The sequence below is a fragment of the Streptomyces sp. NPDC007929 genome, assembly GCF_042959065.1.
Taxonomy (GTDB): Bacteria; Actinomycetota; Actinomycetes; order Streptomycetales; family Streptomycetaceae; genus Streptomyces.
Map to the genome: position 1 here is coordinate 160,281 of NZ_JBIBKD010000012.1, position 25,793 is coordinate 186,073.

Annotated in this window: 22 protein-coding genes and 1 pseudogene; 11 read left to right on the forward strand and 12 right to left on the reverse strand. The window is 70.7% G+C overall.

Going from position 1 to position 25,793, the window contains the following annotated elements; translation table 11 throughout:
• Positions 1 to 5 precede the first annotated feature (5 nt).
• On the reverse strand, positions 6 to 794 hold the full coding sequence (locus ACFZDE_RS33535; protein ID WP_391206469.1) for a 2,3-dihydro-2,3-dihydroxybenzoate dehydrogenase: 789 nt from the start codon (positions 792 to 794) through the stop codon (positions 6 to 8).
• A 2-nt stretch (positions 795 to 796) separates the two neighbouring features.
• Entirely contained in the window at positions 797 to 2,014 is a 1,218-nt protein-coding gene (locus ACFZDE_RS33540; protein ID WP_391206472.1) for a 3-deoxy-7-phosphoheptulonate synthase, read from the reverse strand.
• Between the two features lie 284 nt (positions 2,015 to 2,298).
• On the opposite strand from ACFZDE_RS33540, the gene ACFZDE_RS33545 reads away from it, so the two are divergent.
• Positions 2,299 to 3,918 carry a carboxylesterase family protein gene (locus tag ACFZDE_RS33545; RefSeq protein ID WP_391206477.1) on the forward strand — a complete coding sequence of 540 codons (1,620 nt, stop codon included), beginning with the start codon at positions 2,299 to 2,301 and terminating at the stop codon, positions 3,916 to 3,918.
• A gap of 23 nt (positions 3,919 to 3,941) precedes the next feature.
• Here ACFZDE_RS33545 and ACFZDE_RS33550 read toward each other — a convergent pair whose 3' ends face one another.
• Both ACFZDE_RS33550 and ACFZDE_RS33555 read right to left on the reverse strand, forming a co-directional pair.
• Positions 3,942 to 4,763 (reverse strand): VOC family protein, encoded by an 822-nt coding sequence (locus ACFZDE_RS33550; protein ID WP_391206480.1) that lies wholly within the window; start codon positions 4,761 to 4,763, stop codon positions 3,942 to 3,944.
• Positions 4,763 to 5,431 (reverse strand): NAD(P)H-dependent oxidoreductase, encoded by a 669-nt coding sequence (locus ACFZDE_RS33555; protein ID WP_390994626.1) that lies wholly within the window; start codon positions 5,429 to 5,431, stop codon positions 4,763 to 4,765. Before ACFZDE_RS33555 ends, ACFZDE_RS33550 begins: the two co-directional genes overlap by 1 nt.
• Positions 5,432 to 5,628: 197 nt before the next feature.
• Here ACFZDE_RS33555 and ACFZDE_RS33560 point away from each other — a divergent pair, with 197 nt between their 5' ends.
• A complete protein-coding gene (locus ACFZDE_RS33560) occupies positions 5,629 to 6,024 on the forward strand; it encodes a DUF4440 domain-containing protein (protein WP_390994624.1) in 396 nt (131 codons plus the stop codon).
• A gap of 16 nt (positions 6,025 to 6,040) precedes the next feature.
• Here the strand turns inward: ACFZDE_RS33560 and ACFZDE_RS33565 are convergent, their stop codons facing one another.
• A complete protein-coding gene (locus ACFZDE_RS33565; protein ID WP_390994621.1) occupies positions 6,041 to 6,841 on the reverse strand; it encodes an arylamine N-acetyltransferase in 801 nt (266 codons plus the stop codon).
• Between the two features lie 13 nt (positions 6,842 to 6,854).
• Positions 6,855 to 7,790 (reverse strand): amidohydrolase family protein, encoded by a 936-nt coding sequence (locus ACFZDE_RS33570; protein ID WP_391206485.1) that lies wholly within the window; start codon positions 7,788 to 7,790, stop codon positions 6,855 to 6,857.
• Positions 7,791 to 8,068: 278 nt separating this feature from the next.
• Here ACFZDE_RS33570 and ACFZDE_RS33575 point away from each other — a divergent pair, with 278 nt between their 5' ends.
• From ACFZDE_RS33575 to ACFZDE_RS33590, 4 genes are read left to right on the forward strand one after another with little or no spacing between them, the layout of a single operon-like run.
• The gene (locus ACFZDE_RS33575) at positions 8,069 to 9,106 is read left to right on the forward strand and encodes a beta-ketoacyl-ACP synthase 3 (RefSeq protein ID WP_391206491.1); all 1,038 of its coding nucleotides are present in this window, start codon (positions 8,069 to 8,071) and stop codon (positions 9,104 to 9,106) included.
• Positions 9,107 to 9,161: 55 nt separating this feature from the next.
• Positions 9,162 to 9,713 (forward strand): SRPBCC family protein, encoded by a 552-nt coding sequence (locus tag ACFZDE_RS33580; RefSeq protein WP_391206494.1) that lies wholly within the window; start codon positions 9,162 to 9,164, stop codon positions 9,711 to 9,713.
• Between the two features lie 40 nt (positions 9,714 to 9,753).
• Positions 9,754 to 11,346, forward strand: coding sequence for an AMP-binding protein (locus ACFZDE_RS33585; RefSeq protein ID WP_391206496.1), 1,593 nt, complete (start codon positions 9,754 to 9,756; stop codon positions 11,344 to 11,346).
• A complete protein-coding gene (locus tag ACFZDE_RS33590) occupies positions 11,343 to 12,671 on the forward strand; it encodes an FAD-dependent monooxygenase (RefSeq protein ID WP_391206499.1) in 1,329 nt (442 codons plus the stop codon). The genes ACFZDE_RS33585 and ACFZDE_RS33590 overlap by 4 nt, the downstream gene beginning before the upstream one ends.
• 177 nt (positions 12,672 to 12,848) lie before the next feature.
• Here ACFZDE_RS33590 and ACFZDE_RS33595 read toward each other — a convergent pair whose 3' ends face one another.
• The 6 genes from ACFZDE_RS33595 to ACFZDE_RS33620 form a co-directional block, all read right to left on the reverse strand.
• Complete coding sequence (locus tag ACFZDE_RS33595; RefSeq protein ID WP_391206502.1) at positions 12,849 to 13,859, reverse strand: hypothetical protein; 1,011 nt, start codon at positions 13,857 to 13,859, stop codon at positions 12,849 to 12,851.
• A 370-nt stretch (positions 13,860 to 14,229) separates the two neighbouring features.
• On the reverse strand, positions 14,230 to 14,958 hold the full coding sequence (locus tag ACFZDE_RS33600; RefSeq protein ID WP_390994603.1) for an NAD(P)H-binding protein: 729 nt from the start codon (positions 14,956 to 14,958) through the stop codon (positions 14,230 to 14,232).
• A gap of 51 nt (positions 14,959 to 15,009) precedes the next feature.
• The gene (locus ACFZDE_RS33605; RefSeq protein ID WP_391206505.1) at positions 15,010 to 15,771 is read right to left on the reverse strand and encodes a methyltransferase domain-containing protein; all 762 of its coding nucleotides are present in this window, start codon (positions 15,769 to 15,771) and stop codon (positions 15,010 to 15,012) included.
• Positions 15,772 to 15,801: 30 nt separating this feature from the next.
• On the reverse strand, positions 15,802 to 16,776 hold the full coding sequence (locus ACFZDE_RS33610; protein WP_391206650.1) for a 2OG-Fe(II) oxygenase family protein: 975 nt from the start codon (positions 16,774 to 16,776) through the stop codon (positions 15,802 to 15,804).
• A gap of 343 nt (positions 16,777 to 17,119) precedes the next feature.
• Positions 17,120 to 18,130: a 2-oxoglutarate and iron-dependent oxygenase domain-containing protein gene (locus ACFZDE_RS33615; RefSeq protein ID WP_391206508.1), complete on the reverse strand. Its 1,011-nt coding sequence runs from the start codon at positions 18,128 to 18,130 to the stop codon at positions 17,120 to 17,122.
• Between the two features lie 31 nt (positions 18,131 to 18,161).
• On the reverse strand, positions 18,162 to 19,655 hold the full coding sequence (locus ACFZDE_RS33620) for an MFS transporter (RefSeq protein WP_391206511.1): 1,494 nt from the start codon (positions 19,653 to 19,655) through the stop codon (positions 18,162 to 18,164).
• A gap of 252 nt (positions 19,656 to 19,907) precedes the next feature.
• Between ACFZDE_RS33620 and ACFZDE_RS33625 the strand changes: the two genes are divergently transcribed.
• The 5 genes and pseudogenes from ACFZDE_RS33625 (at position 19,908) to ACFZDE_RS33645 (ending at position 25,679) form a co-directional block, all read left to right on the forward strand.
• Positions 19,908 to 20,636: a TetR/AcrR family transcriptional regulator C-terminal domain-containing protein gene (locus ACFZDE_RS33625; RefSeq protein WP_391206517.1), complete on the forward strand. Its 729-nt coding sequence runs from the start codon at positions 19,908 to 19,910 to the stop codon at positions 20,634 to 20,636.
• A gap of 122 nt (positions 20,637 to 20,758) precedes the next feature.
• Positions 20,759 to 20,830: pseudogene (locus ACFZDE_RS33630) on the forward strand (hypothetical protein); the annotation flags it as partial.
• 82 nt (positions 20,831 to 20,912) lie between these two features.
• The gene (locus tag ACFZDE_RS33635; protein ID WP_391206520.1) at positions 20,913 to 21,878 is read left to right on the forward strand and encodes a PfkB family carbohydrate kinase; all 966 of its coding nucleotides are present in this window, start codon (positions 20,913 to 20,915) and stop codon (positions 21,876 to 21,878) included.
• Between the two features lie 299 nt (positions 21,879 to 22,177).
• Positions 22,178 to 24,229: an amino acid permease gene (locus tag ACFZDE_RS33640; protein ID WP_390994590.1), complete on the forward strand. Its 2,052-nt coding sequence runs from the start codon at positions 22,178 to 22,180 to the stop codon at positions 24,227 to 24,229.
• Positions 24,230 to 24,350: 121 nt separating this feature from the next.
• Positions 24,351 to 25,679, forward strand: coding sequence for a TRAM domain-containing protein (locus ACFZDE_RS33645; protein ID WP_391206523.1), 1,329 nt, complete (start codon positions 24,351 to 24,353; stop codon positions 25,677 to 25,679).
• The last annotated feature ends 114 nt before the right edge of the window (positions 25,680 to 25,793 follow it).

Consider the following 25,793-nt stretch of genomic DNA (forward strand, 5'->3'; position numbering starts at 1 on the left):
TCCTCTCAGGCGCCCAGCGAGGCGCCGCCGTCGACCGTCAGATCGTGCAGGGTGATGTGCCGGGCCTTCTCGGACAGCAGGAAGAGCACCGCGGCGGCGACATCCTCGGGCCGGGCGATCCTGCCCAGCGGGATGCCGACGCGGAAGTCGTCGGCGCTGCCGTGGAGCGTGTGGGCGCGCCCGCTGTCGTCCGCCCACATCGACCACAGCATGGGCGTCTCGGTGGAACCGGGTGCCACGACGTTGCAGCGGATCCCGTGCCGCGCGACCTCCAGGCCCAGCGATTTGGTGAACATCGTGGCCGCCGCCTTGGACGCGGCGTATCCGGCCATCTTCGCCCGCGGTGTGGCGGCGGCGTTGGAGGCCACGGTGACCACCGCGCCCCGGCCGCGCGGCACCATACGGTCCACCACGGCACGGCAGACATGGAACACCCCGGCGGCGTTGACCGCGAACATGGCAGCCCAGTCACGCGGGCTCAACTCCCGCACCGGGCCCAGGTGCAGCAGACCCGCGGCGTTGACCAGGTACTCCACCGGCCCCAGGCGCTCCTCCGCCATCGCCACCGCCGCCTCCACGTCGTCGGCGTCGGTGACGTCGGCGGGACACGCCGTCACGGGCAGCCCCGACCGCTTCAACTCGGCGACGCGGGTGTGCAGGGCGCCGTGGTCGCGGTCGACGGCCGCGACGGCCGTGCCCCGCTCGGCGAGCGCCCGGACCACGGCCCCGCCGATCCCGCCGGCGGCGCCGGTGACCAGGGCGACACCGCCCTGCTCCACGGTCGTTTCAGCCATCGTCAGCCTCCTGTCGTGTGCCGCCGGGCGGCTGCACCGGTCAGCGTGGGCGAGGGAAGAGCCGTCCACGCCTCCAGCAGGTCGAGCGCCTGGTCCACGGTGAGCCGGGGGTCGCAGAAACTCGTGTAGGCCTTGCCGACCCGGTCGGCCTCCCACTCGTCGAGGACACACTCGGTGACCTGGTCGGGCGTGGTCTCCAGATGCAGACCGCCGGGGAACGCGCCTTCCTCGATGAGCGCGGCACGGAACTCACGCACCTCACGCTGCATCGTCCGCACGTAACGGGTCTTGTGGCCGCTCGGCGTGACGACGGTGTTGCCGTGCATGGGATCGACCAGCCACACCACCGGATGCCCCGCCGAGCGGACGGCGCGGACCAGCGGGGGCAGCCGCTCGGCCACGGTCCGTGCCCCCATCCGCACGATGAGGGTGAGCCGCCCCGGAGTGCGCTCGGGGTCCAGCCGTTCGCACAGCGCCAGGAGTTCGTCCCGGTCGATGCCCGGCCCCACCTTGACCGCCACCGGGTTGAGCACCTGCGCGAGCAGCGCGACATGGGGGCCGTCCGCCTGACGGGTGCGCTCTCCGATCCACGGCCAGTGCGCCGAGGCGAGCAGCAGCCCGCCGTCCGCGCCGCGCCGCAGCAAGGGGAGTTCGTAGTCCAGGACCAGTGCCTCGTGGCTGGTCCACACCGGGTGCCCGATACCGTCCGGGCGGCCCCAGCCGAGGTGGCCCATGATGTCCGCGGCGGCCATGTAGCCGGTGACCAGACGCAGCGGATCCGCGCTGCGCTCCTCGGGTTCGGGAGCAGGCCCATTGACCAAGTGGCCGCGGTACACGGGCAGTTCCAGGTCGCCGAGGCGTTCCGTCGGCTGCGACCGGGGCTTGGCGAACTGACCCGCGATCCGGCCCGCCCGCACCACCGGACGGTGTCCGGCCAGCTTCATCGCACCCGCCAGCAGATCGAGCACGGCGACCTTGCGGGCGACGTCCGGCGCCGTGCACTCGGCAGGGTCCTCGGCGCAGTCACCGGCCTGCACGACCTCCGCCGCGCCCGCGCTGACCCGCGCCAGCTGACCGCGCAGCGTCTCGACGTCGTGCGCCTCGACGAGCCCCGGCCGCCCCGCGAGGGTCTCCCGGGCACGCCGCAGCCGCGAGAGGTCCTCCCATTCGGGCTGCTGCCCCGCCTTTTCCGACGGAACGGACACCAAGTCACCAGTCATTCCCGACTCCATCCCTCATATGCCGATCCGGGACGGTCGAAGGTGCTCGAAACAATGGCCCGGCGTGGAAAGTGATCTGGATATCGATGCGACATGAGTAAAGGAGGCACGCCACCACACTCGCGCCTCCCCGGGGGGTGGCCAACATGCGCCGGTCCGGTTCGTCAGGTCGGCCGAAGTCTGTCAATTGAGCGCACCTGACACATGCTTTCCCGGCTTCTTGGCCGCGCCGGCCGGCGGCTGCGAACGTGCTGCGGACACCGGTGTGCGGGGGAGGGGTTGTGATGGGGCGGACACGGCAGACCCGGCCGCCGGTGGTGCGGACCCCGGCCGGTGCGCTGCGCGCGACGGCGGCCGGTCCGGCGGGGGGTGACGCACCCGTCCACGCGTTCCTCGGCGTGCCCTTCATGGCCCCGCCGGTGGGACCGCTGCGGTTCGCCTCACCCCGGCCGGTGGAGCCGTGGACCGGTGTCCGGCCCGCGGCCGTGCTGCCACCGGCCTTCCCGCAGCCCGAGGGCCCGGGACCGGTCGGCGCCCCGGCACCCGCCGAGGTCTTCGCCGAGCACGCCGTGCGAGCCAACGTCTGGACGCCGGACGTCCACGGCTTGCGTCCGGTGCTGATCTACGTGCACGGCGGCGGCTGGCGGTCGGGCTCCGCCTCCAGCCCGACCTTCGACGGCGCGCGACTCGCCGCCCGCGCGGACCTCGTCGTCGTCACCTTCAATCACCGCCTGGGGCCCTTCGGCTATGGCCTGCACGAGCAGCTCGCCGACCCGGAGACCGGACGGTGCGCCAACTGGGGCCTCCAGGACCAGGCCGCCCTCGTGGAGTGGGTGCGGTCCTCCATCGCGGCCTTCGGGGGCGACCCGGAGAACATCACGCTGTGCGGTACGTCGGCCGGTGGTGCCGCCGTCCGGCAGCTCGCGTTGCTGCCACGGCTGCGCGGCGCGGTCCGCCGCCTGGTTCCGATCAGCGCCGCCCACCTCTGGGCGCCCGCCTACGCCCTGGAACCGGACGACGCCCGCACGGCGTTCGACGTCCTCGCGGACCGGCTCGGCGTCGGCGTCGCCGGGCTGCGCGGCGTGGCCGCGGACACGCTGCTGGCCGCCTGGGAGGACTGCTTCAGCGGCGCCCCGGACCAGCGGCCGGTGGCCTCGGGACGCTGGTACCGGGGGCCCGTCCAGGACGGCGAGCTGGTGCCCGGACCGGACACCGATCGGCCCGTGCCCGACCTGCCGACCCTGACCGTGACGACCGACACCGAGGGCTCGTTCTACACCGCCGGAGCGCTGCCGCATCCGGTCGACGCCACGGAACTGCGCGCCATGGTGCGGGCCCACCTGCTCCACGGGCGGGCCGGCGTCCCCGGCGAGGTCGCGGACCTGGCCGTCCGGCACTACCGCGCACGGGCCCGCGAGGAGGGACGCGCCGACGACGCCGTCTCCCTCTACGCGGAGATCGTCGGGGACAGCATGTTCCGCCACCAGATCGTCCGCCTGACCGAGCGGGCCGCCACACAGAGCAGGGCGCCCGGATACGTCCTGCACTTCGACCACCCGGTGCGACCGCCCTCCTTCGGTACGCCGCACGAAGCGACCGCGCCGTTCCTCTTCGGCACCCACGGCATCCCCTGGCACCGCGAGATCTTCGGCGACGGACCGGTCGAACGGCAGGTGTCGCGGACCCTCATGGACCTGGTGTCGTCCTTCGCGCACGACGGCGTCCCCCGCAGTAAGGAGGTTCCGTACTGGCCCGCCTTCACCGCGCGGGACCCCAGGGTCCTGTGCCTCGGAGGTCCGGCGGGGCCGCGGATCACGGCCCTGCCCAAGGCGGCCCAGCTGGAATTCTGGGACACGGCCGGATGGCACCCGGCTCCGGGCGCGCGCGGCGGCCCCGGCCGTTGACCGGCCGGGGCCGCGCGACCAGGTCAGAGCGGCTCGCCGGCCTCCGGCACCTCCGCGCCGACCTCCAGCACCTCGAACGGCGTGCCCTGCTCGTCGGCGACGCGGGCGCACCGTCCCTGAGGGGTGCCGAAGGGGCCCTCGTGCACCGAGCCGCCGAGTTCCGTGATCGTCTTCAGGGCTGTGTCCAGATCGCCGACGCCGAACCGGACCCGCCAGTGCGAGGAGACCCCGGCGGACCCGTCCGTACCCGCCTCGCCGATCCCGGCCACCGGACGCCCGTCGAGTTCCAGCACGAGGTGCCGCTCGCCGTCCGGGCCGCGGGACCGGCCCACGGTGTGCCCGAACACCTCGGTGCAGAAGGCCAGTGACGCCGCCACGTCGGTGCTCAGACAGTGGTGCCACACCACCGCACCGGCCACACCGGCGATCTGCGTGCCCGCGTACTCCCGCGCCTGCCAGACGGCGAACGTCCCCCCGGCCGGGTCGGCGGCGACCGCGAACCTGCCGTGCGTCCCCACGTCGAGCGGGGGGAGCAGGAGGGTGCCTCCTGCCCGGGTGATCCGCTGCGCCGCCGCGTCGGTGCTGTCCACCGCGAAGCAGACGAGCCAGGCGGAGGGCCCCTCCCCGGGGTGCTCGGGGGGCCTCGGCCCGATGTCGGCCACCGCCCGGCCGTCCAGCCGGGCCGTCAGATAGTGCTGGTAGTCCGGGCCGTGGTCGAAGTACGTCCAGCCGAACAGCTGCCCGTAGAAGGCGGAGGCCCGCTCGACGTCCTCGACCTGAACCTCGACCCAGCACGGCTGACCCTCCGGCCAGGGCCCGTCGCGCAGCACCTTGCCGGGGCGCATCAGATGTCCAGACCGAACGTGCGCAGCCGCTCGTCGCTCACCATGGCGATCTTCGGCTCGGGTCGCAGCCCCTCGGACAGCGCCCGGGCGACCTGCAGCGTGCGCAGCGTCTGGTACTCGATCGCGTCGAAGTTGTCCTCGGTCACGCTGTTGGCCTGGTGCCGCGAAATGGTCCCGGTGCCGTACGGGGCGCCGTTGCCCGGCTGGTGCAGCACGGCCGCCGCGGAGCCGTTCGGCACGATGATCGCGCCCCAGTGGCAGAACGCGTTGTGCAGCGCCAGGATCGCCGCCTGCTGGCCGGCGTGCGGCATCGAGCCGGAGGCGAACGCGGACACCGCCTTGTCCATCAGCTTGCCCGGGATGGCGACGGGACCGGTGTGGTCGATGAAGTTGAGGATCTGCGGCGCCGGCAGGCCGTAGTGCACCGGTGTGCCGACCATGATCGCGTCGGCCCAGACCAGGTCGTCCAGGCCCGCCTCGGGCACGTCCCGGGTGGCGGCGGCCAGGTCGGCGTACGCCTCCCGGTCGAGGATCATCGGGTCGGGGAGCTCGGGCGTCTTGCGGACGCGGACCTCGGCACCCGCGTCGAGCGCCGCTTTCGCCGCCCTTTCCACCAGCTGATGGACGTTACCGCTGCGGGAATGGAAGACAATGGTGAGGTTCGTCAAAGGAAACACTCCTTGCCGGCCTTGCGGATTCATGGCTGCGCATTTCATCGGCATCGTGCCCGTGCGCTCCCGCGACCGGCCACGTCCACCGTCGTGATCTGTCAGGTCGTCACGTTCCGCTCGGCCGGCGGGCAAAGGTGACAGATATCGGTTTCGCGCACTGCCCGCAGGCATTCCGGGCTGCTGTACTCGGTCCCATGTCCGACATACCTGTCAGTGCCGGCCTGCCCGTCGACGCGGCCGACCTTCCCTATGTGTTCGCCGACGCCTTCAACGCGCGGAACCTGGATCTGCTCCAGGCCCTGTTCGAACCGGAGGCCGCGCATGTCGTGCGGCCCGGCACGGTGTCGTCCGGTGCGCGACGGCGCGCGGCGCTGCCGACGGTGGTGCGGGACCGGATCCCCATCACCGTGTCGCTGCGTCAGGCCTACGTGGTCGGCGACATCGCCCTGATCATCAACGACTACGTCCACGACGGCATCGGGCCGGACGGTGCCCGGGTGCACACCGAGGGCACGGCCACGGACATCGCCCGCCGGGGAACCGACGGGCACTGGCGCTACCTCATCTCCAACCCGTCCGGTACGGGCTGACCCCGGGCGGGCGGGCTCAGTCGAACGACATCGGCACGCTCGTGCCCGAGTCCGCCTTCACCGGCAGCCGCTCCAGCCTGATGCCGAACCATTTGTCGTACGCCGCGCGCACCTCGTCGTCGTCGGCCAGCACCCGGCTCTCCCGTTCACCGCCGTCGACGAGCGTGAGCTGGTTCTCCTTCAGCGTGACCCGGCCGTTCTCCGTCGGCAGCGAGCAGAACAGGTTCTGCAGGAACGGCGAGTCCGGTGCCGTGCGGTACCACCACAGGGTGGGCCCGAAGTCGGCGACCTCGCACGGCACGTCGTACACGCGGTACAGGGGCGCGCCGTTGACGCTCACGTCCACACCGCCGTCGTCGGCGGCCTCGACCCGGTACTCGCCGTGCGGGTCGGGCTGCACGCCGCCCGTCTCCAGGGACAGCGGGTACCGGCTGTTGCGCCCGAAGCCGACGTCGACCAGCCACGCGTGCCCGTCGACGCGGACCTTGAGCGCCAGGTGGCACAGCGGCGCCGTCAGCCGGCCCTTGATCCACACCCGCCCCGGCAGGAACGACACGTCGTGGCCGAGGCCGCGCAGCAGATACGCCAGGCCGGGGTTGACCTCGTAACAACCGCCGCCGCGACGCTCCTTGACGATCTTCTCGACGACCCTCTCGTCCATGTGGATCTCTTCACCGAGGTGGTAGCCCAGATTCTCGAAGGGCACCGACAGCAGATGACGCATCTGCAGGTTCCGCAGCGACTCCAGGTCCGCCCGCTGAGCGCGCGGTGCGGAAATGCGGTCCAGATACGCGGTGATCGTGGTTTCGTCGAGCACGCTGAGAGCCTCTCTACTGGTACTTCGCCAACCGAGGGAAAAGGTCGAGGGCGTTTCCGGTCTCGATGCGTTCCATTTCCTGGCCGGAGAATCCGCCGTGTTCGGTGATGTAGCGGCCGCCCTGCCCGCTGAACTCCTCCGGCATGAAAGGAAAGTCCGAACCGACCAGAACCCGGTCCGGCGAAGCGAACGCACGCACCGCGGGAAACGCGTGCGGATCGCCGATCATGGCGGTGTCGCTGTAGAGACGCCGCAGATACGCGATCGGGTCGGCGGGCAGCCGCTCGGCGAGATCGGCCCGGATCAGCGGCCCACAGGCCAGCCGCGCCGCGTAGTACGCCAGACCGCCACCGCCGTGGGACAGGATCACGCGCAGTCCCGGATGGCGGTCCAGGGTGCGGTTGTAGAGCAACTGGGCCGCCAGCCGCACCGTCTCGAAGGGGAACTCGCAGAGGGAGACCGGCAGACCGAAGGCCGGCTGATCGACCGGAGGCGCCGTCGGATGGACGAACAGCGGCGTCCCGCGCCGGGCGGCCTCGGCGTGGAACGCGTCGAGGGACGGGTCCCCGACGTACACGCCGCCGTAGTTGGTGACCAGCCCCGCTCCGTCCAGACCGAGGACGTCGGTGCTGTGGGCGAGTTCCTCCAGCGAGGCGTCCACGTGCGGCAGCGGCAGCACCGCGAAGGCCCCGAGGCGCCCGGGGTGCGCGGCGACGAGCTCCGCGAGGTGCTCGTTGACCCGGCGGGCGAACCGGGCCGCGGTGACGGCGTCGACGGCCGGCACACCGGGCCACACATTGACCACGGCGGCCCGGATGCCCTGCCGGTCCATCATCGACAGACTGGTCTCCACCCGCCATTCGGGCTTGTCGACACCGGGCAGAGTGGAGGCGAACCCGATGTTCCCCAGTTCCTCCACATAGAAATCCGGAATGATGTGGTGATGCACGTCGATGGCATTGGACCAAGGCGAATCTCTCGTCGCCGGGTCACTACTCCCCATGCGGTGTCCTTTGTCGGACGGACAGGCATATCGGGCCCCAACGCTACGATTCGAACTCCGCGGCGTCGACGAATCCGACGGGAAGTCTGTCAACTCCCGTACGAGTGACGGACGTATACGCCCCGGAGGTGACACTCATTCTCCCCGACACTGGGGCTGGCCCCGCACGGCTGACTATCTTCCGACGCGGAACCGAAGTATCGGGCGACCTGAAATGAGCCACCATGGACAGTCGTGCAATACGGGTCCGTGACGAGGACGCGATCGGGATCCTGGGCACGGGCTCGTGCCTGCCCGGCAACGTCGTCACCAACGACGACGTCGGACTCCCCGCGGGTGTGACGGACGAATGGATCAGGCGGAAGACCGCCATCCGGGAACGACGCTGGGCGAAGTCCGACGAGTCCACCTCGGACCTGGCAACGATGGCCGCGCGCATGGCGCTCCACGACGCCGGCCTGCGAGCGGAGGAGATCACGCTGGTCGTGGTGGCCACGTCGACGCCCGACTCGCCCCAGCCACCCACCGCCACCGCCGTCGCGGCGGAACTGGGCGTCGCCCCCGGAACACCGGCCTTCGACCTCAACGCCGTCTGCAGCGGCTTCGTCTTCGCCCTGGCCACGGCGGAACGCATGATCCGCGGTTCCGGCGGCCGCGCCCTGGTCATCGGCGCCGACATCTACTCCCGCACCCTGGACCCGCACGACCGGAGCACGGTCATCCTCTTCGGTGACGGAGCCGGCGCCGTGGTCCTGGGACCCACCGGGAGCGGTGGCGTGCTCGCGACCCGGCTCGCCACCTTCGCCGAGCACAGGGGCCTCATCCGGGTCCCCGCGGGCGGCTCGCAGATCCCCGCCTCACCGGAGTCCGTCGAACAGGGCCTGCACCACTTCACGATGGACGGCCCGGCGGTACGCCGCTTCGTGGAGAGCCGGGTCGCACCGCTGATCCGGACCTTCCTGGACACCCATCTCCCGGACGCCACACGGCCGTTGCACTTCGTGCCGCACCAGGCGAACGGCCGGATGATCGAACGACTTGCCGCGGACCTCGGCTTCCCGCCCGAGCGCGTGCACACCACCGTCACCTGGTCCGGCAACACCGGATCCGCCTCCGTCCCCCTCACCCTGGACCGGGCCGCCGCCCGGATCGCCCCCGGCGACCTGGTGGTCCTGGCCGGATTCGGCGGCGGCATGGCCGCGGGGCTGGCCCTGGTCGAATGGTCCGCGAAAGGGCCACGCGGGCGGACGGACGCGACCTGACGAATCCGGCAGGGCCGCATTGCCCGCCCCTCACCCACCCGACCACCATGAGCCCATGGACTCAGAAATCAATACGGAAAACGAAAAGCCGCCCCTCTTCGACCTGTCCGTCGAAACGCACGTCGCCCGTACTCCCGAATTCGTCTACACGGTGGTCAGTGATCTGCCGCGCAGTCACCAGTGGAGCGAGGAATGCACGGGCGGTGAGTGGATCGAGGGCGAACCCGGCGCCCTCGGCGCCGTCTTCCGCGGGCACAACACCCGGCCCGCCGACGTCGTGGCCTGGGCACCGGTGGTCCGCGGCTCCTGGACCACCACGGCCCAGATCGTGACCAGCGAACCCCCGCACCGCTTCGCCTGGGCCATGCGCACCCTGTCCGGCCGGGCCCAGGACAGCGTCTGGGGCTTCACCCTGCACACCGCCGACGGCGCGACCCGGCTCGTCCACCACTTCCGTATGGGCGCCCCCACCGAAGGCATCCAGAAGATCACCGCCGATATGGACGAGGACGAGCGGAAAAGGTTCTTCCACGAGTGGGGGACAAAGGTCGAGAACGACATGACCGCCACGCTCGAACGGCTGAAAAAGATCATCGAAAGCGACTGACACGGCGTTCCCGGACATCCGACCAGATCGAGGTTGACGCATGTTTCTCCAGCGCGTAGGAAATCGCGGCATCAGGCTGGGTGCGCTGTTCGACCGGGCGGCCGCCCGATACCCCACGAACGTCCTGCTGCTCGACCACGACCTGGACATCGCGCCGGAACGCGGCCGGGCCATGACGATGACCGACGTCGCCGACCTCGTCGCCGACTTCGGCTCGCGCCTGTGGCGGGCGGGACTCCGGCCCGGCGACCACGTGGTGATCCACAAGAGCAACGCCTTCGACATCACCCTGCTCGCCGTCGCGGCCACCCGGATCGGCGCCGTACCGGTCCTGCTGTCCCCCCAGCTGGACGGCGACACGGTCACCGCCCTGCTGCGCAGGGTCGACCGGCCGTACCTCATCACGGACGCCGCACTGCTCGCCGGCTCCCTGCCGGAGGCGGTCTTCGCCCTCACCCGCCGCGTGCTGCTCGCGTCCGGCACCCATGACCGCGCCACCCCGCTGGCCGACCTGGCCGGCGCCCCGCGCATCCCCCTGCTGGAGCTGCCCGCCGACCATCCGACCCTCGTCACACACACCTCCGGCACCACGGGCATCCCGAAGCTGGCCGTCCACACGGCGTTCAGCCTCCAGGCCCGGTACCGGCCGCAGGCGCTCGCCACCGCGCTGATGCGGCGACGGGAACCGGTCGCCATCCACGTCTCGTTCGTGCACTCGCGGCTCTTCACGGCACTCGCCATCGCCCTGCTGCGCGGCTTCCCGGTGGCGATCCTCGCCGACGCCGAACCCGGGCACGTGGCACGGCTGTTCGCCCGGCTGCGCCCCGCCGTCCTGGAAGCCCACCCGAACACGTACATGAGCTGGGAGCGGCTCGCCGGCGAGCCGCTCGAACCGCTCGCCAACGTCAAGCTCTTCAGCAGCACGTTCGACGCGCTGCACCCGCGTACGGTGCGCACCCTCATCGGTGCGTCCCGCCGCCGCTCTCCGAAGTTCGGCCAGATCTACGGGCAGAGCGAGATCGGGCCGACCGTCGCCCGCAGTTACGGCCGTTACCGTTCCCCCGAGGCGGACGGCCGCTGCGTGGGCATACCGTTCCCGGGCATGACCGGAGTACGGGTGGTGAGCCGCGACGGCAAGCGGCCCACCTCGTCCTCACCGGGGTACATCGAGGTCAGCAGCGACGGCCGGATCCGCACCTACCTGGGCGAGCAGGACCGCTTCGACCGGCAGGCCGACCAACGCTGGTGGCGCATGGGGGACCTGGGCTACCGCACGCGCTGGGGATGCCTGCACCTGATGGACCGGGAAGTGGACGAGATCCCCGGCTTCGGCAGCACCCTGGAGGTGGAGGACCGGCTGTTCTCGCGCCTCCCCGACGTCACCGAGGTCGTGATCGTCCCCTCGCACGACGGGCTTCCCCGCCCGGTGATCTGCACCAGGGACGACCGCCCGCTCGATCCGAAGGCGTGGCGGACGGCCGTGGCGGACCTGCCGGACATGGCGGAGCCGGTGCAGTGGAGCCAAGCGGATCTGCCCCAGACCGCCACCGCCAAGATCAAACGGCTGGAACTCGCCCGCCTGCTGACCCGGGAAGAACACCCCGACCAGGGCCGGACGGGAGCGCCGGCATGACGAGGGTCGTCATCGCCGGCGGCGGCATCGGCGGACTCGCCGCGGCGCTGAGCGTCTCCGCCCGGGGCCACCGCGTGGTGGTGTGCGAGCGCAACAGCGAGTTCGCCGAACTCGGAGCGGGGATCCAGCTCGCCCCGAACGGCATGCACGCCCTGGACCGGCTCGGGGTCGCCGAGGCGGTGCGCAAGATCGCCGTGCCGGTCCGCGAACTGCGCTTCATGGACGGCGTCTCCGGCGAGCACGTCGTGAGCATGTCCCTGGAAGAGCGCTACCGGGCCCGCTTCCGCAACGCCTACGTCGTGGTGCACCGCGGCGAGCTCCACCGGCTGCTGCTGCGGGCGTGCGAGGACAGTGACCGGATCGAGCTGCGGCCCGCCGGCCAGGTCGTCGGCTACGAACACACCGGGCAGGCCGTACGCGTGCTGCTCGCGGGAGGCCGGACGCTGACCGCCGACGCCCTGATCGGCGCCGACGGGCTGCACTCCGCCGTGCGGGACCGGCTCGTCGGTGACGGCGAGCCGCGCAACGCGGGCATCACCGTGTACCGGTCGATCGTGCCCATGGAGCGGGTGCCCGCCGACCTGAGACACCCGTCGGTGACATGGTGGGCGGGGCCCGGCCGGCACTTCGTGCACTATCCCATCGCCGGCGGCCGCAGCCTCAACCTCGCCCCCAGCGCCGAGAACCAGCCGGCCGAGACCTTCTCCGGAGTGTCGGTGCCCGCCCCTCGGGTCCGAGAGCAGTTCTCCGCGCTCTGCGACGCCGCGAGGCGGCTCCTCGCGCTGGCCACGGAGTGGAAGGCATGGGTCCTGGTCGACCGCGCCCCCGTGGACGTCTGGACCGACGACCGGGTCGCCCTGCTCGGCGACGCGGCCCACCCGATGCTGCACTACGCGGCCCAGGGCGCCTGCATGGCGCTGGAGGACGCGGTGGTACTCGGGGACCTGCTGGACTGCACGTCCGCCGAGTTCCCCGCTCGGCTGCGGCGCTACAACGCCGCGCGCCGGGAACGCACTTCGAGGGTCCACCGGCTGGCCCGGGACAGCATCGGCCTCTGGCACGCCGCGGGCGGGGCGGCCGACGCCCGCAACAAGGCACTGTCCGCCATGTCTGCGACCGACCTCCACGACCGTCTGGCCTGGCTGCACGGTGCGCGGGACTTCGCGGCGCCGGATTCCGCCCCGGCGCCGCGCCTCGCGCGGGAGGACACGTACACCCTGGCCGGCGTGCTGGACGCCGGCGACGGCGAGGACCCGGGCCGCGTCGCGGCGCAGGGGGCTTACACCCTGGGCGGCTACCTGGCCCCGCCCGACCGGCCCCGCTGACGGGGCCCGGCCACGACACCGTGCCCGGGCCGCCTTTCCCCGAGGCGCCCGCGCCCCTCCGGGCGCCTCGGGGAGGGCCTCGGCACAGGCGTCGGTCGCTCGGGTCCGCCTCCGGGGCGTACCGGTCATGGCCCCGGCGCCCGCGTCGGCCGCTCAGGGCACCGTTTCGCCGTGCTGTCAGTCGCCCAGGGCCGCCCCCCGAACCCCCGCCGGGCCGCCGCAGCAGGTCAGTTCGGCGCGTGCCGCCGCCCCGCGTGGAGCCGACCTGGGGCGGGGGTGCTCCGGTGGTCGCGGGGCGGTGTCGTCCTCCCGGCTCAGCAGGGCCGCGGCGATACGTTCCTCCAGCCCGAGGAGGTGGACCATGTCGTCGTCCGGCTCCGTGGTGTCCGTCCGGCGCGACTCCTCCGCGGAATCAGCGCGCGGACACGCCTCCAGTGATGCCGCCTCCAGGGACGCTTCGAGCGAGCGCAGTACGCCGGGGACGGCGTCCTCGATGCCGATGTCGGCGAGCTTGATCAGCCGCAGCGCGTCCCGTCCGTTGCCGCACTTGGTGAGGTGGTAGCTGAGGCAGGACAGAATGTACGCGCCCAGATTGCGATCGCCCGCGAGACCGGACGCGTGCAGGGCGACCAGGAGGTACTGCTGGCCCTGGGCGTAGTGGCCCTTCTCCTCCGCGGTCCAGCCGGCGAGCTGGGCCAGCTCCGCGATCGCGCCGTACAGCCGTCTGCCGGTGGGGGCGTCGTAGGAGGTGTTCCTGGCCAGGTCGCGGGCCCAGTGCAGCTCGTGCACGACCCATCTGCCGATCAGCGCGCTGTTGTGCGGGGCGCTCAGCCCGCGCAGCCGCGTGATCCGGCCGGCCAGCACCTCGATCATGTCGGCGGAGAGTTCGGGGCCGCCCGAGTGCGCCGAGGCCAGCCTGGTGTCGGCCGTGAGCCAGTCGACGGTCAGGGAGACCAGTTCGAGCCCGGACACCGGTTCGCCGTACCGCGGATTCCCCCCGGCGCCGTTCTCCTCCTGGTCGAGAAGGAGTTGCAGGGCGCGGTCGATGTGTTCCTCGGACCAGGGGACGCCGGTGGCCGGACGGTCGGCGCGGTGGTCGGGGCCCGCCGAGCGCTCCGGCCATATCTGGCCTATATCGATCGGTCTGCCCAGTTGGTCGGAGAGGATGGCGGCGACGAAACCGGGCACCTTACCGCGTGGATATGCCCCCTTCGTCCAGCCGTACGGAGCTTTCAGACTGACCGTGCCCTCGCCGTATCTCCGATTGATTTCACGGGCCAGCCGTTCGGGCGACCAATTCAGGCTCTCGAGGAATACTGCGAGCTGTGAACCCTTGTGCACGGGTACATCTCCCCCTTGAAGCTCCCCTTCGGGTGTCAGGGTAGGTGTCTTACCTATTTCAGATTGTCACACCTGTTGCGGTATTTCCACCATGCAAAGCTGAGTGGTCCAGATTTAGACGATCGTAGATGTGCGGGTTCTGTGAATGCATACGGAAACGCGTCGATGGCGGCACCACCCCTATCGGGTGGTGCCGCCATTCGAGGCGGCCTGGCCGCTACTTGTGATCCCAGGAGCCGATGCGCATGACCTCCTTCTTCAGCACATCACCAAAGGTCGGCACTCCCTGCGTGGTGAAGACGGCGACGACCGAGCGGACATGCTCGTTTCCGGTCACTTCCGTCAGCAGGGAATGGGCCAGATCGATACGCGAGGTATAAAGCCCCGGAGACTGCGGCGGGCCGAAGTGATAAGGGCTCACCGTGTCGGTGTTGAAGAGAGCGGAGGGCCGGACGATCGTCCAGTCGAGATCCGTCGCGCGCACGATCTGCTCCATGCGCACCATGTCGTCGTACAGCGTCCGCCCCAGGGTGGTGAGGAACGGGTACATCACCCTGCGGTACATGAACCGCTCCCGCAGCGGCTCCTCCCCGGCCGCCCGGCCGGCATGCACGGCCAGCAGCCGCGATGTCACCGTGACCAGGCGCTTGACACCGTGCTGGGCCATGGCGTCGGTGATGTGGGTGATGCCCCGCGAGAGCACCGTCACCGGCCGGCGCCCGTACGGCACGCCCAGGATGGACACGACCGCGTCCTGCCCCGCGACCGCCCGCTCGACCGCCTGCCGGTCGGTCACGTCCGCGCCGCAGACGTCCAGACGCGGATCGGTGAGGGGGAACTCCCCGGGCCGCCGCACCACGGCGGTCACCGTGTGGCCCGCGGCGAGCGCCTGTTCAGTGAGGTGCCGCCCGGTCGAACTGTTCGCTCCGAACACAGCCAGCTTCAATGGACTTCTCCGTCTCGACAGTTGCCGCCATGCTGTCCGGGTCGGACACGGTCACGGCTTCGTCGCCGTGTAGAGGGCGAACGGCGGGTTCGCCACGAAGTCCGCCCAGTAGCCCTTCTCCGACAGGCCGGCCACGTGCCCGGGGGCGCGGTTCGGCAGACGGCGCACATCGGTGAGACCGGCCTTCTCCATCGCCGCCTCCGTGGTGCCGGCCGGCCAGAAGAAGCCGTCGAAGCCGACGTGCGGGTCGACGTCCATCTCGATGTGGATCACCTGGCGCTCGCCGTGCTTCTCCTTGGGCGTGATGGACAGGCCGTAGCGCGGATAGACGGACATCCCGTCGAGGTCGATGTCCGGGTTGGAGCACAGGGCCACCATGGTGCCGCCGGAGACCAGGTTGGCGGCACAGCGCGCCACCATCTCGTGGTACTCGGCGGTGTCCTTGGCGTGCACGAACGCCCAGATGGGGGCCACCACGTCGAACTCCCCGAGCACCGGCAGCTCGGCCGCGTCCCCCACCTCGTAGGTGATGCCGAGCGGCTGCTCCGCCTCTATCCCGCGGGCCACCTCCACCATGCTCGCCTCGATGTCGATGCCGACGACACTCTCCGCGCCCAGGCGCTTGAAGATGCGCGAGTAGAAGCCGGTGCCGCAGGCCACGTCCAGGACCCGCTTCCCGGTGAGGTCGGGCATCCCGGAGAGCAGGGTCTCGCGCTCGACGAACGCGTAGGGGAGGTTCTTCACGTTGTCGTACTGGGTGCTGGAGGCCTGGTACTGCTCACTGATCCTGTCGTGATGGACGCTCTTCTGCATGATCCACTGCCTTTCCGGAGCAGGACGGACTCAGCTGAAAATCTTCTGCACCTTGCGCGACACCCAGTCGCTGACCGTCACGGAGTCGAACCGTTCCACGCTGGGGGAGTCGGTGAACGGGCGCATGGGTTCGATGAGGGCGTCGTGGTTGGGGAGGTAGAAGTAGGGGATGGTGAGGCGGGAGTTGGTGTCGTCGGGGCGGGGGGTGGCGACGCGGTGCATGGTGGAGACCCAGCGTCCGCCGGTCCACAGGGCCATGAGGTCGCCGATGTTGACGACGAAGCTGCCGGGGATGGCGCTGACGTCGCGCCAGTCGTTCTCGCCTTGGAGGACTTGGAGTCCGCCGCGGTTGTCCTCCTGGTAGAGGATGGTGAGGCTGCCGAAGTCGGTGTGGGGGCCGCGTCGCCATTGGCCGGGCAGGGGCGGGGTGAGCTGGGGTGGGTAGTAGTTGACGGCGATGGATGAGCCGTGGTGGTCGAACTTGTCGTCGAAGAACTTCTCGTCCAGGTCGAGGGCGGTGGCGAAGAGGTGCATGAGGTCGGCGGCCAGTTCGCCCATGGCCGTCATGTACTCCTGCCAGACCTTCCGGAACTCCGGCGGGTTCTCCGGCCAGATGTTCTTGTGGGTCCAGCTGGCCCACTCGTTGCCCAGCTTGTGGCGCTCCTCGTCCGCCAGCTCGCCCGTCACATGGGCGGCGAACGTCTCGCACAGGTCCGGGGGAGTCTTCTGGTCGAGACTGCGGGCGAGGGTGCCGCCCGCCCTGCGGTACCCGGACACACCCGGACGGGACGCGACGAGGTCCTTTTCCGGTTCCGGCAGTTTGAAGAACCCGTTGGTCACCGTGAACATGCGGTCCGTGAGGTCTTTCGGCACTTCATGGCCGACGATGATGAAGAAACCGGACCTGCCCAAAGCTGTTCCGATTGCCTTGGCGATTTCTGCGCGCTTTCCCGGGTCTTTTCGGGCGGAAAGATCGATGACCGGAACATAGTCATCGGTCACCATGACGGTGGGCTGATCGCTGCTCACGGCTTTCCCTCTCTCCCCGAAGTCCTTCGAGGATCTGCTGGGCGGTGAGTGTCCGCCGATAATTCGTCCTGTTCAGCGGCGTCTCGCCCCGACACTAGGTGTGCCGGAAGGCCGGTTTCCACGCTTCATGACGGAATCTGTCAACTCACCGAATCGAGCGCATATCGCTTGGCTTTCCCTTTTCCGGGACCCGGGACCCGGGACCCGGGGCGTCTGTAGGGCGCGGCCCGCTCAAGGATCGGCCGATCCACCGTCGGGCGCCGGGCGAGGGGAGGCGCGCCGGCGGTGGATCGGCCGGGTCGGGAACCCGGACGTCCCGCTACGAGGCGGCGCCGGTGAACAGTTTCTCTATCTTGCGCGACATCCACTCTCCGGCGATCACACCGTTGCCGGACCCTTCGTCGGCTCCCGGCGACCCTCCGTCGCCCCGCATGGGTTCGATGAGGGCGTCGTGGTTGGGGAGGTAGAAGTAGGGGATGGTGAGGCGGGAGTTGGTGTCGTCGGGGTGGGGGGTGGCGACGCGGTGCATGGTGGAGACCCAGCGTCCGCCGGTCCACAGGGCCATGAGGTCGCCGATGTTGACGACGAAGCTGCCGGGGATGGCGCTGACGTCGCGCCAGTCGTTCTCGCCTTGGAGGACTTGGAGTCCGCCGCGGTTGTCCTCCTGGTAGAGGATGGTGAGGCTGCCGAAGTCGGTGTGGGGGCCGCGTCGCCATTGGCCGGGCAGGGGCGGGGTGAGCTGGGGTGGGTAGTAGTTGACGGCGATGGATGAGCCGTGGTGGTCGAACTTGTCGTCGAAGAACTTCTCGTCCAGGTCGAGGGCGGTGGCGAAGAGGTGCATGAGGTCGGCGGCCAGTTCGCCCATGGCCGTCATGTACTCCTGCCAGACCTTCCGGAACTCCGGCGGGTTCTCCGGCCAGACGTTGGCCAGCGTCCAGGTCGCCCACTCGTTGCCGAGCTTGCGGCGCTCTTCCTCGCTCAGTTCGCCCGTCGCATGGACGGAGAAGGCCTCGCACAGATCCGGGGGCGTCTGCTGGTCGAGGCTGTGCGCGGTCGACCCGCCGGTCTTGCGGTAGCCGGAGACACCCGGGCGGTGCGCGACCGCCTTCTTCTCCTCGTCGGGCAGCCTGAAGAACGCGTAGGTCGTGTGGAACATGCGGTCGATGAGGGACTGGGGAATCCCGTGACCGACGATGACGAAGAACCCCGAGCCCGTGCAGGCGGCGTCGATGGCCTTGGCGAGGTCCGCGCGTCCTTCGGCGGTGTCTCTGGACGACAGGTCGATGACGGGAACGAATCCCGTGGCGACGGTTGCACTGGCGGTGAGCATGACTGTTCTCCTCCTTCGTGGCGGCTGGTCCTCAGCCGGTGGCTTCGGCCGCCGTTTCCGGGTGGGGGGTTCGGTGCCGGCCCCGGGACAGGAGGCCGACGAGGAGAGCGCCGGCCACGAGGATGCCGAAGGCCACCCAGAGCGCCACGGTGTAGCCGTGCACCGTCCCGGTGGTGACGGTGTCCGCGCCCCTGCCGTGGTCGTCGAGGTAGGCCCCGGTGACACTCGTGGCGATGGAGTTGAGCAGTGCGGTGCCGAACGCGGCTCCCACCTGCTGCACGGTGTTGTAGGCCGCCGACGCGACACCCGCCTCGGCGGGGTCCAGCTGGACCGTCGCCATGTTCGTCGCCGTGGCGAGCAGACAGCCGAGACCGATTCCGGTGAGGACCATGGACGGGGTGAGGTACACCGCGAAGACGTTCGAGCTGTTCACCTCGAGCTGCGTGAGGATCAGCATTCCGGCGGCCGACGACAGCAGGCTGCCCGCGATGAGGACGTCGGGGCCGACCCTGCGCTGCAGCCGGCCGGCGACGAGCATCGCGCCGATGGTGGTGCTCACGGCGTTGACCAGCAGCGTCATACCGGCCTTGACCGGTGAGTAGCCGAGGATCGTCTGCGTGTAGTAGCTCACGAACAGGTAGAAGCCGAACATGGCGGCGAACATCAGGCACACGGAGACGAACGCCGTGCCGCGCACCCGGTGCAGCAGGATCCGCAGCGGTAGCAGCGGATGCCGGGTCCTGGCCTCCACCAGCACGAACAGGGCCAGCAGGAGCAGGCCGCCGACGAGCAGGGCGAGGACCACCGGGTCGCCCCAGCCGTGCGGCTCCGCCTGCGTGAAGCCGTAGACGAGCAGCACCAGGCCCGCGGCGCTGAGCAGCACGCCGGGGACGTCCAGGTGGCGCAGGCTGCCGCCCGGGCGGTCCCGCAGGATGAGCGGGACGCCGAGCAGGGCGATCGCGGTCATGGGGATGTTGATGTAGAGGCACCAGCGCCAGTTGGCGTACTCGGTGAGCAGTCCGCCCGCCACGACGCCGAGGGCCGCGCCGCCCGCGCCGACGCCGGCGAAGACGCCGAAGGCCTTTCCGCGCTCACGCCCGTCGGTGAACGTGAGGATGAGCAGCGACAGCGCCGCCGGCGCCAGCAGCGCGGCGAAGACGCCCTGCCCGGCACGCGCCGCGAAGAGGGTCGCGGCGTCGCCCGCCGCACCACCGAGCGCCGAGGCCAGGGCGAAGCCGATCAGGCCGATGGTGAAGGCCCGCCGGTGTCCGATCGCACTGCACACCCGTCCGCCCACCAGCAGCAGGCCGCCGAAGGCGAGGGCGTAGGCCGTGATGACCCAGTGACGGTCGGTGTCGGTCATGCCCAGGGTGTCCTGGGCCGAGGGGAGCGCGATGTTCACGATGGTCGCGTCGAGCACGACCATCAGCTGGGCAAGGCTCACGACCGGAAGGGTCCACCAGCGTTTCCTGGACCGAGGGGGTGATGGAGCGTCTTGCTGGATGTCTGTCACGGCTACTCGCACTATGGTCGGGTGACTCGAACGTTGGTCTAGTGGAGGGGACCCTACTACAACCCAGCGCAGCCGTGCCATTACGGAAGCGTCCGGCACGGCCGCCCCCAGGGCCTCAAATGGCCCATAAGGAAAGGGAGTTGAAGAAAAGATGAGAGGTCACGGTGACAGTGCCACCGGGCTCGCCGCGGGGAGCGGGCCCGGACGTGCGAGACTCGCCCCGAACACTCAGTGACGCGATGTGCACCCTCGGGGGTGAGCCGCATGGATCCGGAGGTGAACGTCATAGCGGGCAAGGAACGCGCGAGGGGGCAGGACGGTGCGGGAATCGGCAACGTCTGGCTGCGCTCCCCGCGGGGGAACAAGGGAGAACCCCCGCTGACGCGCGAACGCATCGTCCAGGCCGCCGTCGCCCTGCTGGACGAGGAGGGGATGGACCGGCTCACCATGCGTCACCTGGCCGAACGGCTCCAGGTGGGCGCCACGACCCTGTACTGGCACGTGGCCACGAAGGCTGACGTCATCGACCTGGCCGTCGACGCCATCTTCGGGGAGACCTCGCTCCCGGACCAGCGCTCCGAGAACCCCCGGGACGACATCGTGGCGCTGGTCGACACCTGGCGCGAGGCCATGCTGCGGCACCCCTGGGCGGCCACCCTGCCCGCGCGGCAGCGCCCCCTGATGGGCCCGAACTTCCTCGCGTGGATGGAGTTCCTGCAGTCCGCTCTGCTGCGGGCCGGGCTGACCGACAAGCGGCTCAACGCCGCCACGTGGGCGCTGTACAACCACGTGATGGGTGCCACCGCCACGCAGTCCAGCCTGCACCTGTCCCCCGAGGAGGCCAGGCTGGGGCAGGAGTATCTGGAGAACCGGCGCGAGCAGTACCCGACCGTGGCGGCGAACAACTACATCGCCGACGTCGACTGGGACACCAGTTTCAAGGTCGGGCTGGAACTGCTGCTCGACGGAATCGAGGCGCGGACCAGGGGCTGAGCGCCCCGCCGTCCGCGCGGGCCGCGCACGGGGAAAGGGCGCTCCGGTCATCCGGCTCCGGGGCGCCCGCGGCCCCGGAGCCAGGTGCGGTCCTGCCAGGTTCGGTCCTGCCAGGTTCGGTCCTGCCAGGTTCGGTCCTGTCCGGTTCGGTCCTGTCCGGTTCGGTCTTGTCCGGTTCGGTCTTGTCCGGTGCGGTCCTGTCCGGTTCGGTCCCGGCAGTTCGGTCACATCAGGTTCGTTCACATCAGGTTCGTTCACATCAGGGAGGGTCCCGTCATGCGTCACACCATCGACGTCCTCGTGCTGGGCGGCGCGGGCGTGGACACGATCGTGCACGTGCCCGAACTGCCCGTGCCGTTCGCCGACAGCCACATGATCCGGCCCGGCATCGTGACCCGTGCGGGCCAGAGCGGCGACTTCGTGGCCCTCGGGACCACCGCGCTGGGCCTGCGCACCCACCACCTCGACCTCCTCGGCGAGGACCCCGAGGGCGACCTCGTCCGCGCGCTGCACCGGGAGCACGGCATCGGGCTCACCGCCGTACCGCACCCGCGCGGCACCAAACGCGCGGTCAACCTCGTCGGCCCCGACGGCAGGCGCTCGTCCCTCTACGACGCCACACGGGCCGCCGACACGGACCGGCTGCCCGACGACAGCGTCCGCACCCTCGCCGCCCGGAGCCGGCACGCCCACGTCGTCATCACCCAGCCGTGCGCCCAGGCGCTGCCCGCCCTGCGCGAGGCGGGCCTGACGATCTCCACCGACCTGCACGACTGGGACGGCTCCAACCCCTACCACGAGCCCTTCGCCCACCAGGCCGACCTGGTCTTCCTGTCCACCGCCGCCCTGACCGACCCGGAGCGGACCATGCGGCGGATCACCGAGCGGGGCCGTGCCCGCGTCGTCGTCGCCACCGCCGGGGCGGACGGGGCGTACCTGCTGGCCGACGGGGAGCTCACCCACGTACCCGCCGCCGTGCCCCCGGCGCCGGTCGTCGACTCCAACGGCGCGGGCGACGCCTTCGCCGCCGCGTTCCTGCACGCCTGGCTGGACGGCGCCACGCCCCGGCGCAGCGCCCTGCACGGCAGCGTGGCCGGTGCCCACGCCTGCACGATCCCGTCGACCCGGGCCGCCGGCATCGGCCCCATGGAGCTCCGCGCGGGGGTGGCTGAACTGGAGCGGCCCGGCCCTGCCCCCACTCCCGATGCCTCCCGGCGTGCCGGCCCTCCCGGCGACTCCTAGCGCACCCCCTGCGACACGTCCTTGCGGCGGCTGATGCTGCGCACGCTGGCCACCGTCAGGATTCCGAGGGCGACGAGAGTGGCCGCGGCGCCGATCAGCTGGGCGGGGGTGTGCATGGGACCTCCAGGGGCGGCAACGGCCAGGAAACGGACGGGGCTTAGTCATATAGGCATGCGAAGCGGGTGACCTGCGGAATCCGCAGCCGCACGGGCCCGTGAATTCACTCGGAGAGCAGACGGGACACCGATGAGGGGTGGCGGGTGGGCGACCCCGCAATCGAAGGCCTACGATCCTCTGTTGTGTCCAAACTGACCGACGTGCCCAAACGGATCCTGATCGGGCGCGCACTGCGCAGCGACCGGCTGGGCGAAACGCTCCTGCCGAAGCGCATCGCACTCCCCGTCTTCGCCTCCGACCCGCTGTCCTCCGTGGCGTACGCGCCCGGCGAGGTGCTGCTGGTCCTGTCGATCGCGGGCGTGACGGCGTACCACTTCAGCCCGTGGATCGCCGTCGCGGTCGTCGTGCTCATGTTCACCGTGGTGGCGTCGTACCGGCAGAACGTGCACGCCTACCCCAGCGGCGGCGGCGACTACGAGGTGGCGACCACCAACCTCGGCCCCAAGGCCGGCCTGACGGTCGCGAGCGCCCTGCTCGTCGACTACGTCCTCACCGTCGCGGTGTCGATCTCCTCCGGCATCGAGAACCTGGGCTCCGCGATCCCGTTCGTCGTCGAGCACAAGGTGCTCTGCGCGATCGGCGTGATCGTGCTGCTGACACTGATGAACCTGCGCGGGGTGAAGGAGTCGGGCTCGCTCTTCGCGATCCCCACGTACGTCTTCGTCGCGGGCGTCTTCACCATGATCGCCTGGGGCGCGTTCCGCGGGCTGGTCCTGGACGACAGCATGCGGGCACCGACGGCGGACTACGTCATCAAGCCCGAGCACCAGGGCCTGGCCGGTTTCGCGCTGGTCTTCCTGCTGCTGCGCGCCTTCTCCTCCGGCTGCGCCGCGCTCACCGGTGTCGAGGCGATCTCCAACGGCGTCCCGGCCTTCCGCAAGCCCAAGTCGAAGAACGCCGCGACCACCCTCGCGGCGATGGGCCTGCTGGCCGTCACCATGTTCTGCGGCATCATCGCGCTGGCCGCCGCCACCGACGTCCGCATGGCCGAGAACCCGGCCAAGGACCTGTTCCACAACGGCGTCCCGCTCGGCGGGGACTACGTCCAGAACCCGGTGATCTCCCAGGTCGCGCAGGCCGTCTTCGGCAAGGGCAGCGTCCTGTTCATCATCCTGGCCGCGGCCACCGCCCTGGTGCTGTTCCTCGCGGCCAACACCGCCTACAACGGTTTCCCGCTGCTCGGCTCGATCCTCGCCCAGGACCGCTACCTGCCGCGCCAGCTGCACACCCGCGGCGACCGCCTGGCCTTCTCCAACGGCATCGTGCTCCTCGCCGGCGCCGCCGGACTGCTGGTCGGGATCTACGGAGCCGACTCCACCCGGCTGATCCAGCTGTACATCGTCGGTGTGTTCGTGTCCTTCACGCTCAGCCAGACCGGCATGGTCCGGCACTGGAACCGCCACCTGGCCACCGAGAAGGACCAGGCCAAGCGCCGCCACATGATCCGCTCCCGCGCCATCAACGCCTTCGGCGCCTTCTTCACCGGCCTGGTGCTGGTCGTCGTCCTGCTCACCAAGTTCACCCACGGCGCCTGGGTCGCCCTGCTGGGCATGGTGATCTTCTACGCGACGATGACGGCCATCCGGAAGCACTACGACCGCGTCGCCGCCGAGATCGCCGCCCCCGAGGGCCCGAGCGACGACCTGGTACGGCCCTCGCGGGTCCACTCGGTCGTGCTGATCTCCAAGATCCACCGCCCCACGCTGCGCGCCCTGGCCTACGCCAAGCTGATGCGCTCGGACTCGCTGGAGGCGCTGAGCGTCAACGTCGACCCGGCCGAGACCAAGGCCCTGCGCGACGAATGGGAGCGGCGCGGCATCGACGTACCGCTGAAGGTCCTGGACTCGCCCTACCGCGAGATCACGCGGCCGGTCATCGAGTACGTCAAGGGGCTGCGCAAGGAGTCCCCGCGGGACGCGGTGTCCGTGATCATCCCCGAGTACGTCGTCGGCCACTGGTACGAGCACCTGCTGCACAACCAGAGCGCCCTGCGGCTCAAGGGCCGGCTGCTGTTCACGCCCGGGATCATGGTGACCTCGGTGCCGTACCAGCTCCAGTCCTCCGAGGCGGCCAAGCGGCGGGCCCGCAAGCGCCAGGACTGGAACGCGCCCGGGTCGGTGCGGCGCGGTCCCGCGCAGGTGCGCTCGAAGGAGTCCTCCGAGCACAAGTCGTGACGCCTCTTTCGCGACGACGGCTCGTGTGAAACGGCCGGGCGGCAGCCACGTAGACTGGTGGGCTGTTGTCCGGCCGTTTCCGTTCGGCCATCCCCCTCACGCGTTTTGGAGTCACCCCGCCATGCAGGCAGAACCGAGGAAGTCGCTGGTGGGGGAGGAGTACGAGGTCGAGGTCGGCCCCGTCGCCCACGGCGGTCACTGCATCGCCCGTACGTCCGAGGGCCAGGTGCTGTTCGTCCGGCACGCGCTGCCCGGCGAGCGGGTCGTGGCGCGGGTGACGGAGGGCGAGGAGGGCGCGCGGTTCCTGCGCGCCGACGCCGTGACCGTGCTCGACGCCTCCAAGGACCGCATCGACGAGCCCTGCCCGTTCGCCGGGCCCGGGCGCTGCGGCGGCTGCGACTGGCAGCACGCCAAGCCGGGCGCGCAGCGGCGTCTGAAGGCCGACGTCATCGCCGAACAGCTCCAGCACCTCGCCGGGCTCACCCCGCAGGAGGCCGGCTGGGACGGCACGGTGCTGCCGGCCGAGGGCGACAAGGTGCCCGCGGGCCAGGTCCCCGCGTGGCGCACCCGCGTCCAGTACGCCGTCACCGCCGACGGCCGGGCGGGCCTGCGCCGGCACCGCTCGCACGAGGTGGAGCCCATCGACCACTGCATGATCGCCGCGGAGGGCGTCAGCGAGCTGGGCATCGAGAAGCGGTCCTGGACGGGCATGGACTCCGTCGAGGCGATCGCGGCGACCGGCTCCCAGGACCGCCAGGTGATCCTCACGCCGAAGCCGGGCGCGCGTCTGCCGCTCGTCGAACTCGACCGCCCCGTCTCCGTCCTGCGCGTGGACGAGCGCTCCGGCGGCGTCCACCGCGTGCACGGCCGCCCCTTCGTCCGCGAACGCGCCGACGGCCGCACGCACCGCGTCGGCAACGGCGGTTTCTGGCAGGTCCACCCGAAGGCGGCGGACACCCTGGTGACTGCGGTCATGCAGGGCCTGCTCCCGCGCAAGGGCGACATGGCCCTCGACCTGTACTGCGGCGTCGGCCTCTTCGCCGGAGCCCTCGCCGACCGCGTCGGCGACCAGGGCGCGGTCCTCGGCATCGAGTCCGGCAAGCGGGCCGTGGAGGACGCGCGGCACAACCTCGCGGAGTTCGACCGCGTCCGCATCGAACAGGGCAAGGTCGAAAGCGTCCTGCCGCGCACGGGCATCGAGGAGGTCGACCTGATCGTCCTCGACCCCCCGCGAGCGGGCGCGGGCCGCAAGACGGTGCAGCACCTCTCATCGCTGGGCGCCCGGCGCATCGCGTACGTGGCCTGCGATCCGGCCGCGCTGGCACGGGACTTGGGGTACTTCCGGGACGGGGGGTACCGGGTGCGGACACTGCGGGCGTTCGATCTGTTTCCGATGACGCATCATGTGGAGTGCGTGGCGATTCTGGAGCCAGCGGACAAGGGTGCCTGACCTGCGATTTTGTTTCGTGGGTGAGGTGCTTGCATCGGCGACGCCCTCAAGTGGCTCTTGCGGGATTCTTGACGCTCGGGTGACGCTCGAAATGGGAGTCTTTGGCTTCCGCCT

What these genes read in the sequence shown, in the direction of transcription:
- ACFZDE_RS33645 (WP_391206523.1), top strand. Translation starts at nt 24,351, where the DNA reads ATGCAGGCAGAACCGAGGAAGTCGCTGGTGGGGGAGGAGTACGAGGTC.
- ACFZDE_RS33560 (WP_390994624.1), top strand. Translation starts at nt 5,629, where the DNA reads ATGTCCGACATACCTGTCAGTGCCGGCCTGCCCGTCGACGCGGCCGAC.
- ACFZDE_RS33540 (WP_391206472.1), bottom strand. Translation starts at nt 2,014, where the DNA reads ATGACTGGTGACTTGGTGTCCGTTCCGTCGGAAAAGGCGGGGCAGCAG.
- ACFZDE_RS33580 (WP_391206494.1), top strand. Translation starts at nt 9,162, where the DNA reads ATGGACTCAGAAATCAATACGGAAAACGAAAAGCCGCCCCTCTTCGAC.
- ACFZDE_RS33625 (WP_391206517.1), top strand. Translation starts at nt 19,908, where the DNA reads ATGGATCCGGAGGTGAACGTCATAGCGGGCAAGGAACGCGCGAGGGGG.
- ACFZDE_RS33635 (WP_391206520.1), top strand. Translation starts at nt 20,913, where the DNA reads ATGCGTCACACCATCGACGTCCTCGTGCTGGGCGGCGCGGGCGTGGAC.
- ACFZDE_RS33615 (WP_391206508.1), bottom strand. Translation starts at nt 18,130, where the DNA reads ATGCTCACCGCCAGTGCAACCGTCGCCACGGGATTCGTTCCCGTCATC.
- ACFZDE_RS33585 (WP_391206496.1), top strand. Translation starts at nt 9,754, where the DNA reads ATGTTTCTCCAGCGCGTAGGAAATCGCGGCATCAGGCTGGGTGCGCTG.
- ACFZDE_RS33610 (WP_391206650.1), bottom strand. Translation starts at nt 16,776, where the DNA reads ATGGTGACCGATGACTATGTTCCGGTCATCGATCTTTCCGCCCGAAAA.
- ACFZDE_RS33605 (WP_391206505.1), bottom strand. Translation starts at nt 15,771, where the DNA reads ATGCAGAAGAGCGTCCATCACGACAGGATCAGTGAGCAGTACCAGGCC.
- ACFZDE_RS33535 (WP_391206469.1), bottom strand. Translation starts at nt 794, where the DNA reads ATGGCTGAAACGACCGTGGAGCAGGGCGGTGTCGCCCTGGTCACCGGC.
- ACFZDE_RS33575 (WP_391206491.1), top strand. Translation starts at nt 8,069, where the DNA reads ATGGACAGTCGTGCAATACGGGTCCGTGACGAGGACGCGATCGGGATC.
- ACFZDE_RS33545 (WP_391206477.1), top strand. Translation starts at nt 2,299, where the DNA reads ATGGGGCGGACACGGCAGACCCGGCCGCCGGTGGTGCGGACCCCGGCC.
- ACFZDE_RS33590 (WP_391206499.1), top strand. Translation starts at nt 11,343, where the DNA reads ATGACGAGGGTCGTCATCGCCGGCGGCGGCATCGGCGGACTCGCCGCG.
- ACFZDE_RS33550 (WP_391206480.1), bottom strand. Translation starts at nt 4,763, where the DNA reads ATGCGCCCCGGCAAGGTGCTGCGCGACGGGCCCTGGCCGGAGGGTCAG.